The organism is Agrococcus sp. UYP10 (assembly GCF_040547205.1).
GTDB classification, from domain to species: Bacteria; Actinomycetota; Actinomycetes; order Actinomycetales; family Microbacteriaceae; genus Agrococcus; species Agrococcus jenensis.
On record NZ_JBEPPG010000001.1, the window covers coordinates 2,501,962 to 2,515,769 of the forward strand.

At 73.3% G+C, this 13,808-nt stretch carries 14 protein-coding genes and 1 tRNA gene; 10 read left to right on the plus strand and 5 right to left on the minus strand.

Annotated elements, in window-relative coordinates; genetic code table 11:
- Positions 1-63: 63 nt before the first annotated feature.
- Positions 64-312, plus strand: a complete 249-nt coding sequence (locus ABIB37_RS12265) for a type B 50S ribosomal protein L31 (protein WP_123697891.1) — start codon at positions 64-66, stop codon at positions 310-312.
- A 929-nt stretch (positions 313-1,241) separates the two neighbouring features.
- Here the strand turns inward: ABIB37_RS12265 and ABIB37_RS12270 are convergent.
- The gene (locus tag ABIB37_RS12270) at positions 1,242-2,099 is read right to left on the minus strand and encodes an exonuclease domain-containing protein (protein WP_354260750.1); all 858 of its coding nucleotides are present in this window, start codon (positions 2,097-2,099) and stop codon (positions 1,242-1,244) included.
- Between the two features lie 48 nt (positions 2,100-2,147).
- Here ABIB37_RS12270 and ABIB37_RS12275 point away from each other — a divergent pair, with 48 nt between their 5' ends.
- On the plus strand, positions 2,148-3,083 hold the full coding sequence (locus ABIB37_RS12275; RefSeq protein WP_354260752.1) for an alpha/beta fold hydrolase: 936 nt from the start codon (positions 2,148-2,150) through the stop codon (positions 3,081-3,083).
- Positions 3,084-3,087: 4 nt separating this feature from the next.
- Positions 3,088-4,164: a glycosyltransferase family 4 protein gene (locus ABIB37_RS12280; protein ID WP_354260754.1), complete on the plus strand. Its 1,077-nt coding sequence runs from the start codon at positions 3,088-3,090 to the stop codon at positions 4,162-4,164.
- A 235-nt stretch (positions 4,165-4,399) separates the two neighbouring features.
- Here the strand turns inward: ABIB37_RS12280 and ABIB37_RS12285 are convergent, their stop codons facing one another.
- Positions 4,400-5,212 carry a Sir2 family NAD-dependent protein deacetylase gene (locus ABIB37_RS12285; RefSeq protein WP_354260756.1) on the minus strand — a complete coding sequence of 271 codons (813 nt, stop codon included), beginning with the start codon at positions 5,210-5,212 and terminating at the stop codon, positions 4,400-4,402.
- A 54-nt stretch (positions 5,213-5,266) separates the two neighbouring features.
- Here ABIB37_RS12285 and ABIB37_RS12290 point away from each other — a divergent pair, with 54 nt between their 5' ends.
- Positions 5,267-6,091: a TrmH family RNA methyltransferase gene (locus tag ABIB37_RS12290; protein ID WP_354260758.1), complete on the plus strand. Its 825-nt coding sequence runs from the start codon at positions 5,267-5,269 to the stop codon at positions 6,089-6,091.
- A complete protein-coding gene (locus tag ABIB37_RS12295) occupies positions 6,088-7,359 on the plus strand; it encodes a D-alanyl-D-alanine carboxypeptidase family protein (RefSeq protein WP_354260760.1) in 1,272 nt (423 codons plus the stop codon). The genes ABIB37_RS12290 and ABIB37_RS12295 overlap by 4 nt, the downstream gene beginning before the upstream one ends.
- A 40-nt stretch (positions 7,360-7,399) precedes the next feature.
- Here the strand turns inward: ABIB37_RS12295 and ABIB37_RS12300 are convergent, their stop codons facing one another.
- Positions 7,400-8,203, minus strand: coding sequence for an SGNH/GDSL hydrolase family protein (locus tag ABIB37_RS12300; RefSeq protein ID WP_354260762.1), 804 nt, complete (start codon positions 8,201-8,203; stop codon positions 7,400-7,402).
- 104 nt (positions 8,204-8,307) lie between these two features.
- On the opposite strand from ABIB37_RS12300, the gene dinB reads away from it, so the two are divergent.
- The 3 genes from dinB to ABIB37_RS12315 are packed head-to-tail and all read left to right on the plus strand — an operon-like array spanning position 8,308 to position 11,038.
- Positions 8,308-9,567, plus strand: a complete 1,260-nt coding sequence (gene dinB, locus ABIB37_RS12305) for a DNA polymerase IV (protein ID WP_354260764.1) — start codon at positions 8,308-8,310, stop codon at positions 9,565-9,567.
- Positions 9,568-9,614: 47 nt separating this feature from the next.
- A complete protein-coding gene (locus ABIB37_RS12310) occupies positions 9,615-10,163 on the plus strand; it encodes a dihydrofolate reductase family protein (protein ID WP_354260766.1) in 549 nt (182 codons plus the stop codon).
- The gene (locus ABIB37_RS12315; RefSeq protein ID WP_354260768.1) at positions 10,160-11,038 is read left to right on the plus strand and encodes an aminoglycoside phosphotransferase family protein; all 879 of its coding nucleotides are present in this window, start codon (positions 10,160-10,162) and stop codon (positions 11,036-11,038) included. The genes ABIB37_RS12310 and ABIB37_RS12315 overlap by 4 nt, the downstream gene beginning before the upstream one ends.
- A gap of 15 nt (positions 11,039-11,053) precedes the next feature.
- On the opposite strand, the gene ABIB37_RS12320 is transcribed toward ABIB37_RS12315, so the two are convergent.
- Together ABIB37_RS12320 and ABIB37_RS12325 are read right to left on the minus strand one after the other, a co-directional pair.
- Positions 11,054-11,296, minus strand: coding sequence for a PspC domain-containing protein (locus ABIB37_RS12320; protein ID WP_354260770.1), 243 nt, complete (start codon positions 11,294-11,296; stop codon positions 11,054-11,056).
- Between the two features lie 108 nt (positions 11,297-11,404).
- Positions 11,405-11,490, minus strand: a tRNA-Leu gene (locus ABIB37_RS12325).
- A gap of 152 nt (positions 11,491-11,642) precedes the next feature.
- Between ABIB37_RS12325 and ABIB37_RS12330 the strand changes: the two genes are divergently transcribed.
- Together ABIB37_RS12330 and ABIB37_RS12335 are read left to right on the plus strand one after the other, a co-directional pair.
- Positions 11,643-12,935, plus strand: a complete 1,293-nt coding sequence (locus ABIB37_RS12330; protein WP_354260772.1) for a M20/M25/M40 family metallo-hydrolase — start codon at positions 11,643-11,645, stop codon at positions 12,933-12,935.
- A 34-nt stretch (positions 12,936-12,969) separates the two neighbouring features.
- Entirely contained in the window at positions 12,970-13,803 is an 834-nt protein-coding gene (locus ABIB37_RS12335; RefSeq protein ID WP_354260774.1) for an undecaprenyl-diphosphate phosphatase, read from the plus strand.
- The last annotated feature ends 5 nt before the right edge of the window (positions 13,804-13,808 follow it).

Sequence of the window (13,808 nt, forward strand, 5' to 3'; positions counted from 1 at the left end):
CCATCGTCTGTCGGCCCGCAGTTTGGCCGAAGACTTCCCGCGCTCGAGCGACCAAGGACTGACATGAAGACCGAGATCCACCCCGACTACAAGCCGATCGTGTTCCGCGACCTCGCCTCGGGCGAGACGTTCCTCACGCGCTCGACCGTGACCAGCAACAAGACGATCGAGCTGGACGGCGAGACCTACCCGGTCATCGACGTCGAGATCTCGAGCGCCTCGCACCCGTTCTACACGGGCAAGCAGCGCATCATGGACTCGGCCGGCCGCGTCGAGAAGTTCAAGAACCGCTACAAGGGCTTCGGCGGCTGATCCCACCCCCACACGTCCAGAGGGCGACGAGCTTCGGCTCGTCGCCCTCTGTCGTGTTCCGGCCCTCGCTGATCGAGCAGCACGCGGGCGTCGTCTCGATACGCGCGGCGGCAAGCCGCCGTGCTACTCGACGAGCGTGGCAGTGGCGGCTGCTCCACCCCCTGCTGATCGAGTAGCACGCGGCCGCCAGGCCGCGCGCGTATCGAGATCACCCGCTCGAGCGGCGGCCGCACCTGCGAGTTCAATCGCCCCGAGCCGGTCGGTAGCCCGCCATGGCGCGCGGCGCCGCGCTCAGCCCGATCGAGCACACCCCTCCGTCGTCTCGATACGCGCGGCGGCAAGCCGCCGTGCTACTCGACGAGCGGACGGAGCCCATCCCCGCTGATCGAGTAGCACGCGGCCGCCAGGCCGCGCGCGTATCGAGATCACGTCCTGGACGACGGCGCGGGGCGTGAGATCGATCGGCCTGAGCCAGTCGGCAGCGCCCCATAGCGGTCGGCGCCGCGCTCAGCCCGATCGAGCACACCCCTCCGTCGTCTCGATACGCGCGGCGGCAAGCCGCCGTGCTACTCGACGAGCGGGGGGAGGCCACCCCCGCTGATCGAGTAGCTCGCGGCCGCCAGGGCGCGCGCGTATCGAGATCACGTCCTGGACGGCGGCGCGGGGTGTGAGATCGATCGGCCTGAGCCAGTCGGCAGCGGCCCAGAGCGGTCGGCACCGCCTTCAGCCCGATCGAGCGCGCGCGGGTGTCGTCTCGATACGCGCGGTGGCAAGCCGCCGTGCTACTCGACGAGCGTGGGGAGGGCCGGGCTGCTCCACCACCCCGCTGATCCAGTAGCACGCGGCCCCCGGGCCGCGCGCGTATCGAGATCACGCCGGCGTTGTCGTCTCGGAACGCCGTGCTCCTCGACGAGCGTGTGGAGGTGCGGCTAGCGGCGCAGCGGCCAGCCGCGGCCCGCACTGAACGACGGGTCGCTGCGGCGGCGGAACGCCTCGAAGTCGGCCGCCTGCTCCTCGGCCCATGCCTCGGTGAGCTCGTGCAGCGAGATCGGGTCGATGCGGAGCTCGGGGAAGCGGGCCGTCATCGCCTGCGCGACCCGGCCGGCCGCGATCGCGTCGGCGCTCGCGTCGTGCGCGTCGAGCAGCTCGACGCCGTAGACCTCGGTCGCGACGGTCAGGGTGCGCTTGCCGCGCCGGAAGCGGTCGACGCGGCGATCGATCACCATCGGGTCGATGACCGGCCGCGCGACGATCGTGTCGAGGCCGTACCGGCGGCACTCGGCGTCGAGCAGCGAGAAGTCGTAGGCGGCGTTGAACGCGCAGACGGCGAGCCCCTTGGCGAGGTGCGCCGCGATCGTGTCGCGGATCTCGCGCACCGCGCCCGCGGGCTCCGCACCCTCGGCCCGAGCACGCTCGGTCGTCACGCCGTGCACGGCGATCGACCCCTCGGGGATCTCGATCCCCGGGTCGACGATCCAGGACCGCTCCTCGACGACCTCGCCGGATGCGTCGAGCACCCCGACGTAGGCCGTCACGATGCGGGCCTCTGTCGGGTCGACGCCGGTCGTCTCGAGGTCGAAGACGACGAGCCGGTCGATCCAGCGATCCGGGGCGTCGGCGCTCACCTCGAGGATCGGACGCACGAGCGGCTGCGCGGCGGCGGCGGGCGTGCTCGACGCCGTCGCACCGGGCATCGCGTCGACCCCCGCGTCGGCGACCGCGGCGTCCTCACGGCCCACCATCGGGTCGCTCAGCGTCTCGGTGCTGCGGAGCTGGACGTCTGTCATGCGCTCACGCTAGCCGCCGCCGCCCACACCCGCCGGTAGGCTCGGCGCGTGCCGATCGACTCCCCGTACCGGGCGCTCCTGGACGCCCTCCCGCAGCGCGGGCGGACGGTCGACATCGACGGCGTCGCGACCGCCGTCTTCGAGTACGGCCCCGACGACGCGCCTCCGATCGTCTTCGTGCACGGCTTCCGCGGCGACCACCACGGCCTCGAGCCGGTCGCCGCGCACCTGCCCGGCCTGCGCGTCATCGCCCCCGACCTGCCCGGCTTCGGGGCGTCGGATGCGCTGCCGCACGCGACGATCGACGCCTACGCCGTGTGGCTGCGCGCCTTCGTCGCCGCCGAGGCGGCGGCCGCGGGCAGCCCGCCCGTCGTGCTCGGGCACTCCTTCGGGTCGATCGTGGTCGCGCACGCCGCCGCCGGCGGCCTCGAGGCATCCCGCATCGTGCTCGTGAACCCGATCGCGACGCCGGCGCTCTCCGGGGCGAACCGCATCGGCTCGCTGCTCGCGCTCGGCTACTACCGCGCCGCCGCGGCGCTGCCCGAGCGCGCGGGGCTCGCCGTGCTCGGTGCTCCGCCCATCGTGCGCGGCATGAGCGCGTTCATGGCGAAGACCCGCGATCGCAAGCTCCGCGCCTGGATCCACGACCAGCACGACCGCTACTTCTCGCGCTACGCGTCGCGCCAGGCGGTGCTCGAGGCCTTCGACGCGTCGATCCGGCACACGGTCGGCGAGGTCGCGGGCCGCATCCGTCTGCCCGTGCAGCTCATCGCGGCCGACCTCGACGACATCACGCCGCTCGCGCAGCAGCACCGCCTGCGCGGCCTGCTGCCCGACGCGCGCCTCTCGGTGCTGCGCGGCGTCGGCCACCTCGTGCACTACGAGCAGCCGCGCGAGGCGGCCGCGATCATCCGCCGCTTCCTCGCGGAGCCGATCGAGCAGCCGGACGAGCCCGCCGCGCGCCACGACGAGCAGGGCCAGTAGGCGCGTGCGCATCCTCTTCGACTGCCGCTACGTGCGGCTCGAGCGGCACGACGGCATCTCGCGCTTCTCCGCCGAGCTCGTCGGCGAGCTCGCCCGCGACCACGAGGTGACGATGCTCGTGAGCGACGAGCGGCAGCTGACGATGCTGCCGCAGCTCCCGCACGTGCTCGGACCCTCGCCGACCGGACCGCTCGAGCCGCTCACGGCGTGGCGGCTGCGCCACGTCGAGGCCGACATCGCCTACTCGCCGATGCAGACGATCGGATCCGTCGGTCGCGCGTGGCCCCTCGTCACGACCGTGCACGACCTCATCTACTACCGCCACCCGACGCCGCCGCGGAACCTGCCCGCCCCCGTCCGCGGCCTCTGGCGGCTCTATCACCTCTCCTACGCTCCGCAGCGGCTGCTGCTCGACGGCGCCGACGGGGTCGTCACCATCTCGGAGGCGACCCGCGCGCTCATCGAGCGGCACCGGCTCACCCGCCGCCCGGTCGCGATCGTGCCGAACGCCGCCGCGCCGCTCGGCGCGCCCGTGACGCACACCGCGCCGCCCACGACCCGGCTCGTCTACATGGGCTCGTTCATGCCCTACAAGGACGTCGAGACGCTCGTGCGCGCCGCCGCACTGCTGCCCGGGCACGAGCTGCACCTCTGCAGCCGCATCGACGCGGCCACCCGCGCGCGCCTCGAGCGGGTGGCGCCGGGCGCATCCCTCGTCTTCCACGACGGCATCTCGGACGACGCCTACGCCGAGCTGCTGCGCAGCGCGACCGCGCTCGTGCACGCCTCGCGCGACGAGGGCTTCGGCATCCCGCTGCTCGAGGCCATGAGCCTCGGCGTGCCCGTCGTGGTGGCCGACACCGCGATCTTCCGCGAGGTCGGGGGCGAGGCGGCTAGCTTCTTCCCCGTGGGCGACGCGGATGCGCTCGCGCGCGCCGTGCGGACGCTCGAGGGGGTGTGGGCGGCCCGGTCGCGCGCGTCGCTCGAGCAGGCCGCGAGGTTCAGCTGGCGCGAGTCGGCGGCGCGGCTGGCGGCGTTCCTGGAGCGGGTGGCGGGGGAGGCGCGGGGGCGGAGGCGCTGACGGGCGAGGGCTGACGCCGCGCGTTCAACCTCGCGCAGTGTCGACCTGATGCGGAAGTGTCGCGACACTGCAGCAGGAGCTCGACACTCGCGCGCTGAGGTCAGGGGTGAGGGCTACGGCCTGGTCTCGATACGCGCGGCTCCTTCGTCGCCGTGCTACTCGACCAGCGGGTGGGGGCGCCGTGCTGCTCGACCGGCAGGTGGGGGCGGCGTGCTGCTCGACCGGCAGGCAGCGGTCAGAAGGGGGCGACGAGGGCGTCGGCGATCGCCGTGAGCGACTCGCTCGTGCCGCCCTCCACGCGGATCGCGGCGCGCGCATCCCAGCGCGTCTCCCCGCGGTTCACGATCACGATCGGGACCGCCGCTCGCCGCGCGACCTCGAGCAGCCGCGTGCCGGAGTTCACGACGAGCGACGAGCCCGCGACGAGCACGGCGCTACCGGCGGCGATGATGTCGCGCGCCTCGGCGAAGACCTTCGGCGGCACGGTCTCGCCGAAGAACACGACGTCGGGCTTCAGCACGCCGCCGCACACCGGGCACGGCGGCACCTGGAACTCGTGCGACGCGTCGATCTCGACATCGCCGTCCGGCTGCAGCCGCACCTGGTCGGGGATGACGATCCAGGGGTTGAGCCGCTCGATCTCGTCGGCGATCCGGTGCCGGTCGAAGGTCGTGCCGCACTGCAGGCACGAGACGGTGTGCATCTGGCCGTGCACGTGCGTGACGTTCGACGACCCGGCGCGCTCGTGCAGGTCGTCGACGTTCTGCGTGGCGATGCCGGTGATGAGCCCCGCCTCCTCGAGCAGCGCGAGCGCGCGATGCCCGTCGTTGGGGTGCACCGACGTGAAGCGCCGCCAGCCGAGGTGGCTGCCGGCCCAGTAGCGGCGACGCGCCGCCTCGCTCGATCGGAACGTCTCGAAGACCATCGGCGTGCGGGCCGGCGCGCCCTCGCCGCGGTAGTCGGGGATGCCCGAGTCGGTCGAGATCCCCGCGCCCGTGAGCACGGCGATCCGCTTGCCGCGGAGGAGGTCGATCGCTGCGTCGAGCACCCGGCCACACTACTCGCCGGTAGGCTGTGCCACCGGGGACCCGGGGGAGGGCGCATGCCGATCATCACGATCGACTCCCTCGACGACGCCCGTCTCGAGGACTACGTCGGGCTCACGGACGTCGCGCTACGGCGCCGCACGGAGCCCGAGCGCGGGCTCTACATCGCCGAGTCGCAGACGGTGCTCGAGCGCGCGCTCGGCGCCGGCCACGAGCCGCGGTCCGTGCTCGTCGCGCCGCGCTGGCTGCCGCAGGTCGAGGCGCTGCTCGGCGACCGCGACGTGCCGGTCTTCGTCGGCGAGGAGCCGGTGCTCGAGCAGATCACCGGCTTCCACCTGCACCGCGGCGCGCTCGCGGCGATGCAGCGCCCGGTGCTCCCGGATGTCGCGGCGCTGCTCGCGCACGCCCGCCGCGTCGTGGTGCTCGACGGCCTCGTCGACCACACCAACGTGGGCGCGGCGTTCCGCTCGGTCGCGGGCATCGGCGCCGACGCCGTGCTCGTCACCACCGCGTGCGCCGACCCGCTCTACCGCCGCAGCGTCCGGGTCTCGATGGGCACGGTGCTGCAGGTGCCGTGGACGCGCATCGACTCCCTCCCCGCGGCGATGCCCGCCTTCCACGACGCCGGGTTCGAGGTCGCCGCGATGGCGCTGCGCGATGACGCGGTCGACCTCGACGCCTACGCGGCGGAGGCGCCGGAGCGCGTGGCGCTCGTCTTCGGCTCGGAGGGTCCCGGCCTCGGCGCCCGCGCGATCCACGCGGCCGACCGGGTCGTGCGCATCCCCATGCACCACGGCGTCGACTCGCTCAACGTGGCCGCGTCGGCTGCCGTCGCGATGTGGGCGCTCCGCGCGCCGTCGACGACCGCGGAGCGACCGTGACGGCCGCTGCCGCGCGGCGGCGCACGCGCCGCACGCATCCGCTCGTCGTGCTGCTGCGCATCCTCGTCGCGATGGTGCTCGTCGTCGCCGTGCTGCTCGGCGTCGCGGTGCTCCTCGCGCCGACGCCGGTCGTGGCGGCGACCCCCGTTGAGACGACCGCCGAGCCGCTGCCGGAGCCCGCGATCGACTGGCCCGCGGCGGCCCGTGCCGCCGGCTACGGCGTCGTCGGCATCGACGGCGCGCCCGACACCTGGAACGCCACCGGCAGCACCGAATCGCATCCGATGGCGAGCGTCACGAAGCTCGTGACGGTGCTCATCGTGCTCGACGCGCATCCGATCACGGGGGACGACCGCGGCGCGACCATCACGCTCGACGGCGACGACGTGGCCGCGCAGTACCGCGCGCTCGCCGAGAATGCGCCGATCGCGCCCGTGTACGACGGGCTGCAGCTGACGCAGCGCGACCTCATCGAGTGGTCGCTCGTCGACTCGGCCGGCAACGCCATCTGGTCGCTCGCGAACTGGGCGTTCGGCGACATCGACGGCTTCCTCGCCGCCGCCGACGACTGGGCGGCGCGGCACGGCCTCGAGCACACCGACCTCGCAGATCCCGCGGGCCTCGAGGCCGGCAGCGTCTCGAGCGCGATCGACCTCACGCGCATCGCCCTGATGGCGGTCGAAGATCCGGTCGTGCTCTCGACCATCCAGCTCGAGTCGGTGCGCATCCCCGGGATCGGCATCGCGCCGAACACGAACCGCATCCTCGGCCAGCACGACATCGACGGCGGCAAGACCGGCACGCTCAAGGTGTGGGGGCGCAACCTGTTCGTCACCGCCGTGCGCGAGGTCGACGGCGTGGAGCGGCGCATCGTCGGCATCGTCATGGGCACGATCGCCGCCGACGAGACCGACGCGGCGATGATCCAGCTGCTCGAGAGCGTCTGGCCGAACTTCGCCGCGCGCACGATCCTCCCGGAGGGCACCGTGGTCGCCGAGTACCGCGCGCCGTGGGGTGCGGCGACGGATGCGGTCACGACGGGCGCGCTCGAGGCGCACGTCTTCGCCGACGACGCACCCGGCTGGTCGGCGACCGCCGAGCCCATCGACGCGGGCTCGCCGCCGAGCGCGGTGGGCGAGGTGCGGCTCGAGGTCGGCGACGTCGCCGCGCCGGTGCGCACGACCGAGCTGCTGCTCGCGCCCGACGGCTGGTGGCGGATCGCGAACGCCCCGCAGGTGCTGGGCTGGTACGGCGACTCGGAGCGGTAGGACTCAGCGCGCTCGGAGTGGCGCGATAGGGCTCGGAGCGCTAGTCGTCGAGGTGCTGGAACGGCAGCACGGGGCCGGGCGTCGGACGCTTCGGATGGATGGTGTCGCCGGACGACTGACCACGCAGGCGGCGCACGACCCACGGCGCGAGGTGCTCGCGCGCCCAGTGCAGGTCGTCGAGCCGCACCCGCTGCCAGCTGCGCGCGGGCAGCGGCTCGGGCTCCATGGGCGTCAGCTGGTGCTGCACGCCGAGCGCGTCGAGCACGAGGATGGCGATCGCGTGGTGCCCGTAGGCCGAGAAGTGCAGCCGGTCGGGCGCCCACATGCGGGGCTGCTGCAGCTGCCGTGCCGACCACATGTCGGCGACGATCGCGCCGTGCTTCGCGGCGAGGCCGTGCAGGTTGGCGTTGTAGATGCCGACCTTGCCGCGGATGCCGCGCAGCACCGGCGTCATGGCGATGTCGGGGCCGTTGAAGAGCACGACCTGCGCGCCCGTCGCGGTGAGCGCCTCGAGCACCACGTCCATGCGCGCCGCGAGCGCGTCGGGGTCGCCGCCGGGGCGGATGAGGTCGTTGCCGCCCGCCGAGATGGTGATGAGGTCTGGCTCCAGCGCGACGGCCGGCTCGAGCTGCTCGTCGACGATCTGCTGCAGCAGCCGGCCGCGGATCGCGAGGTTCGCGTAGCCGAGCCCCGGGCTCGTGCGGGCGAGCTCCTCGGCCACGCGGTCGGCCCAGCCGCGCACGCCGTTCGGCAGGTCCGGCTCCTCGTCGCCGACCCCCTCCGTGAAGCTGTCGCCCAGTGCGACGTAGCGGGTGTACGGATGCTCCATGCCGGCGTGCTGCATGCCTCCATCCTGCACCGCGAGCAGGCCGGCCTGCACCGGGCAACCGTGCACGCGCGCAGGCATGCGGCGGGCCGCGTGTCTGCGGCCCGTGGGACGATGACGGTGTGAGCAAGCAGGACGGGTCCGATCGCCTCGTCTCGGGGCCCGACGTCGACGACACGACGGCGACCATCCTGCACGTCGACCTCGACGCCTTCTTCGCCTCGGCGTCGCTGCTGAGCCGGCCCGACCTCGTCGGCCTGCCTGTCGTGATCGGCCACGACTCGACCCGCTCGGTCGTCACCGCCGCGACCTACGAGGCGCGCAGGTACGGCGTGCACTCCGCGATGCCGATGGGGCGCGCGCTGCGGCTGTGCCCGAGCGCGGTCATCCTCGAGCCCGACTTCGGCCTCTACCAGCGGCTCTCGAAGCAGGTGATGGGCATCCTCGACGACGTCTCGCCCGACGTCGAGCGGCTCGGCATCGACGAGGCGTTCGTCGGCATCGCCGGCCTGCGACGGCTCTCCGGCGGCGCGAACCGCATCGGACCGGCGCTGCGGGCGCGCATCCGCGCCGAGACCGGCCTCGTCGCCTCGGTCGGCGCGGCGGGCACGAAGTACGTCGCCAAGCTCGCGTCGTCGCGTGCGAAGCCCGACGGGATGCTCGTCGTGCCCGACGACGCGGTCGTCGGCTTCCTGCATCCGCAGCCCGTCTCGGCCCTCTGGGGCGTCGGCCCGAAGCAGCAGGAGCGGCTCGAGCGCTACGGCCTCAACACCGTCGGCGACGTCGCCCGCACCCCGCCAGAGCGCCTGGCGGCATGGTTCGGCCCGGCGACCGGCGCCCACCTCGCCGCGCTCGCGTGGGGGCGCGACTCGCGCACCGTGCAGGAGCGGGCGGAGCAGGAGCGCGGCCACGAGCAGTCGTTCGGTCACAACCACACGTTCCACCACGACATCACCGACCGCGCCGAGCAGCAGGGCGAGATCCTGCGGCTCGCCACCGGCGTCGGGCGGCGGCTCCGCGACGCGGGCGTGCAGGCGCGCACGGTGACGCTCACCGTACGCTTCCACGACTTCCGCACGATCACGCGGTCGCGCACGCTGCCGGAGCCCACCGACGTGACGCGCGTGCTCGTCGAGACGGCGTGGTCGCTGCTCGAGGCGCTCGGGCCCATCCCGCCCGTGCGGCTGCTGGGCGTGCGCGCGAGCGGCGTGCAGGACGCCGCCGACCTCGGGCTGCTGTGGGACGACACCGCCACGTGGGGGAGCGCGGAGCGCGCGATGGACGCGGTGCACGACCGCTTCGGCGCCGCCGCTGTGGCGCCCGCGAGCATGCTGCGGCGCGAGCGCAAGCGAGCCGACCTGGGGCCCTCGGGCGGCGACTGAGGCCGAAGGGCGTGCGCGTGCGCATCCGGCGGCCGTAGCCTCGCCGTGTGAGCCGGAGAGACGTCGTGGTGTGCCACCTGCTGTCGCTCGACGGCGTCGCCGAGGCGCCCGAGGAGTTCTTCGACGCATGGGGCGACGAGGCGGACGCCGCGGCCGCCGAGTGGTGCACGACGCAGGACGCCGTCGTGCTCGGCCGCCGCAGCTATGACGAGTGGGTGCGGTTCTGGCCGGGCAGCGACCTGGAGCCGTTCGCGTCGTTCATCGGCGCCGTCGAGAAGCACGTCGCCACCTCGGCGCAGCTGGACCCGCCGTGGTCGAACGCGCGGGCGATCGACGGCGACCTCGTCGAGGGCATCCGCGAGCTGCGCAGCCGGCCCGGGGGAGAGATCGGCGTGCACGCGAGCATCTCGGTCGCGCAGGCACTCCTGGCCGCAGGCGTCGTCGACCGGCTGCGACTGCTCGTCGCGCCGACGATCGTCGGCTCCGGGCGTCGGCTGCTCGACGGCCTGCCGCCGATGCGCCTCACACCGATGCGCAGCGAGGTGACGCCGGGCGGCTGCCTGCTGCTCGACCACCGGGTCGCGCTCGCACGATGAGCGAGGCGATCGACGCTGCGACGATCGACGCAGCGCTCGTGCGCGGGCTGCTCGCCGAGCAGTTCCCCGCGTGGGCTGCGCTGCCGCTCCGCCCCGTCGACGCCGGCGGCAACGACCACCGGATGTTCCGGCTCGGCGACGCGCTGAGCGTGCGGCTGCCGAGCGCCCCGGGCTACGTGCCGCAGGTCGAGAAGGAGCAGTCGTGGCTGCCGCGGCTCGCGTCGGCGGTACCGCTGCCCATCCCCGCCGTCGTGGGCGCCGGACGAGCCTCGGCGCGCTTCCCCGCCCCGTGGTCGGTCTACGGCTGGCTCGAGGGCGAGCCGGCATCGAGCGCCGCGATCGACGACCCCGAGCGCTTCGCGGCCGACCTCGCGCGCTTCCTGGTCGCGCTGCGCGGCGCCGACACCGCCGGCGCGCCGGCCCCCGGCGCGCACAGCGCCTTCCGCGGCGGCCCGCTCGAGCACTGGGACGACGAGATGCGCGACCTGCTGCTGCGCGTCGAGGGCAGCGAGCGCGACGCCGCGGCCGGCATCTGGCGCGACGCGCTGGCCGCGCCGCACACCGGGCCCGACAGGTGGTTCCACGGCGACGTCTCGACGCACAACCTGCTCGTGCGAGACGGCGCGCTGTCGGCCGTCATCGACTTCGGCTGCTCGGGGGTCGGCGACACCGCGTGCGACACGGTGATCGTCTGGACCCACCTGCACGGCGCTGCGCGCGGCGTCTACCGCCGCGAGCTCGGGGTCGACGACGCGACGTGGGCGCGCGGGCGGGGCTGGGCGATCTGGAAGGCCCTCATCATGCTCGACAGCCGATGGCCGGCGCAGGTCGCGCTCGCGCGCCGCGTGCTCGAGCGGCTGCTCGACGAGCGGTGAGCTGGCGCTGCGCCGTCAGCGGCGGCCGAGCCAGCGCTCGACGGGGATCGAGCCGGACTCGTTCGGCGTGAGCACCCAGATCACGAGGTAGAGGCCCCAGCCGACGACCGGCAGGGCGAAGAGCAGCAGCGTCAGGACGCGCACGATCCAGACGTTGATGTGCAGCTTGGCGGCGATGCCGCCGCAGATGCCGGCGAGCAGTCGCTGCGGGCCGCGGCGGAAGCCGGCGGAGCGGATGGTGTCGAAGACGGAGGCCATGGCGCGAGCGTAGCCGCGCCGGCCGAGCGTCGGCAGGGAGCGTTCTGCCGCGCAGCCGCGCCCGGGAACGGGAAGAGGCCCGGAGCATCTGCTCCGGGCCTCTCTCTGTGCGCGAGGGGGGACTTGAACCCCCACGCCCTAATACGGGCACTAGCACCTCAAGCTAGCGCGTCTGCCATTTCCGCCACCCGCGCATGGTGTCGGATGCGTGTCTCCACGCATGTCTTCACCAGGTGTCGATCGGCAGTCCATCGCTGTACTGCACGACCGAGAGACGACTCTAGCACGGTGCTCGAGGTGTCGACGACCACCCGGGCGGCACCGTTCGGGCGGCTACCCTGGACGAGTGACCGACGGCCTCTCCCGCACCGCCCAGCTCGCCAGGGACCTCATCCGGTTCGACACCCAGAACTGGGGCGGCGGTCGCTCGTCGGGCGAGGCGGATGCCGCGGCGTACGTGGCCGAGGTGCTCGCGTCGATGGGCGTCGAGAGCCAGACGCTCGAGTCGGCGCCGGGTCGCGCGAGCGTCATCGCGCGCATCGAGGGCACCGACCCGTCGCTGCCGCTGCTCGTCGTGCACGGCCACCTCGACGTCGTGCCGGCCGACGCATCCGAGTGGAGCGTCGACCCGTTCGCGGGCGAGATCCGCGACGGATGCCTGTGGGGCCGCGGCGCCGTCGACATGAAGCAGATGGACGCGATGATCCTCGCGGCCCTCGAGCGCATCCTCGCCGCCGGCCGACGCCCGCGCCGCGGCCTCGTGATCGCGTTCTTCGCCGACGAGGAGGCGGGCGGCGAGTACGGCGCCCACTGGCTCGTGCGCGAGCACCCCGAGCTCTTCGCGGGCGCGACCGAGGCGATCAGCGAGGTCGGCGGGTACTCCGTCGAGATCGCCGGCACCCGGGCCTACCTGCTGCAGACCGCCGAGAAGGCGCTGCAGTGGATCCTGCTGCGCGCCCGGGGCACCGCCGCCCACGGCTCGCAGCACATGCGCGACAACGCCGTGACGAAGCTCGCGCGCGCGGTCGCCGACGTCGGGGCGCACGAGTTCCCCGTCGAGCTGACCGAGACGACGCGCGCCCTCATCGCGGGCGTCGCCGAGCTGCTCGGCGTCGAGGACGACGACCCGGATGCGGTCGCAGAGCGCACCGGCACGATCTCGCGCTTCCTGCGCTCGAGCCTGCGCCACACCGCCAACCCGACGATGCTCGAGGCCGGCTACAAGCACAACGTCATCCCCTCGGTCGCGGAGGCGCGCATCGACGTGCGCCCGCTGCCGGGACGCGAGACGGAGGCGATCGACGCGATCAAGGCGATCGTCGGCGACGACATCGAGGTCGAGCTCGTGCACGGCGACGTCGGCATCGAGCACCCCTACAGCGGCGAGCTCGTCGAGGCGATGGCTGCGGCGCTCACCCGGCACGACCCCGAGGCACGCGTGCTGCCGTACATGCTCTCCGGCGGCACCGACAACAAGTCGCTCTCGGAGCTCGGCATCGCCGGCTACGGCTTCGCCCCCCTCAAGCTCACGCCCGACCTCGACTTCGCCGCGATGTTCCACGGCGTCGACGAGCGCGTGCCGCTCACAGCGCTCGACTTCGGCACCGACGTGCTCGAAGACCTGCTGCTGACGTACTGAGCCTCCGACCGACCGAACGACTGACCTGGGGACCATGGACTGGCTGATCGCGATTCTGCTCGGAGTGCTCCAGGGCGCCACCGAGTTCCTGCCCATCTCATCGAGCGCGCACCTGCGCATCGCCGGAGAGCTGCTGCCTGGGGCGGAGGACCCTGGCGCGACGTTCACCGCGATCACGCAGATCGGCACCGAGATCGCGGTCGTGGTGTTCTTCTGGCGCGACATCTCGCGCATCATCGCGAAGTGGTTCGGGTCGCTGCGCGGGCGGGTGGCGAAGGACGACCCCGACGTGAAGATGGGCTGGCTCGTCATCATCGGCACGATCCCGATCGTGCTCGCGGGCGTGCTCTTCCAGGACCTCATCCGCGACCAGTGGCGGAGCCTGTGGATCACCGCCACGGTGCTGATCGTCTTCGGCGTCATCCTCGGCCTGTGCGACATGCTCGGCAACCGCGTGAAGACGCTCGAGACGACCACCTACCGCGACGGCCTGCTCATCGGCCTCGCGCAGGTGCTCGCGCTCGTGCCGGGCGTCTCGCGCTCCGGAGCGACGACGAGCATGGGCCGCGCGCTCGGCTACGAGCGCCCCGCGGCCGCGAAGTACGCGTTCTTCCTCGCCGTGCCCGCCGTCTTCGGCGCAGGCCTGTACGAGACGGCGCAGGCGATCACCGAGCCGTCGTCGGTCGGCCTCGGCTGGGGTCCCACGATCGTCGCCACGATCGTCGCGTTCCTCGTCGGCATCGCGGTCATCAAGTGGCTCATGGCCTTCATCTCGCGCGGCAGCTTCCTGCCGTTCGTCATCTACCGCATCGCGCTCGGCGTGGTGCTGCTGGTCGCGCTGAGCGCCGGCTGGATCGACGCCCAGTGATCGGG

Coding starts and splice junctions, on each gene's coding strand:
- ABIB37_RS12265 (WP_123697891.1), top strand. CDS start 64: ATGAAGACCGAGATCCACCCCGACTACAAGCCGATCGTGTTCCGCGAC.
- ABIB37_RS12270 (WP_354260750.1), bottom strand. CDS start 2,099: ATGACAGACGTCCAGCTCCGCAGCACCGAGACGCTGAGCGACCCGATG.
- ABIB37_RS12290 (WP_354260758.1), top strand. CDS start 5,267: ATGCCGATCATCACGATCGACTCCCTCGACGACGCCCGTCTCGAGGAC.
- ABIB37_RS12300 (WP_354260762.1), bottom strand. CDS start 8,203: ATGCAGCACGCCGGCATGGAGCATCCGTACACCCGCTACGTCGCACTG.
- ABIB37_RS12315 (WP_354260768.1), top strand. CDS start 10,160: ATGAGCGAGGCGATCGACGCTGCGACGATCGACGCAGCGCTCGTGCGC.
- ABIB37_RS12320 (WP_354260770.1), bottom strand. CDS start 11,296: ATGGCCTCCGTCTTCGACACCATCCGCTCCGCCGGCTTCCGCCGCGGC.
- ABIB37_RS12335 (WP_354260774.1), top strand. CDS start 12,970: ATGGACTGGCTGATCGCGATTCTGCTCGGAGTGCTCCAGGGCGCCACC.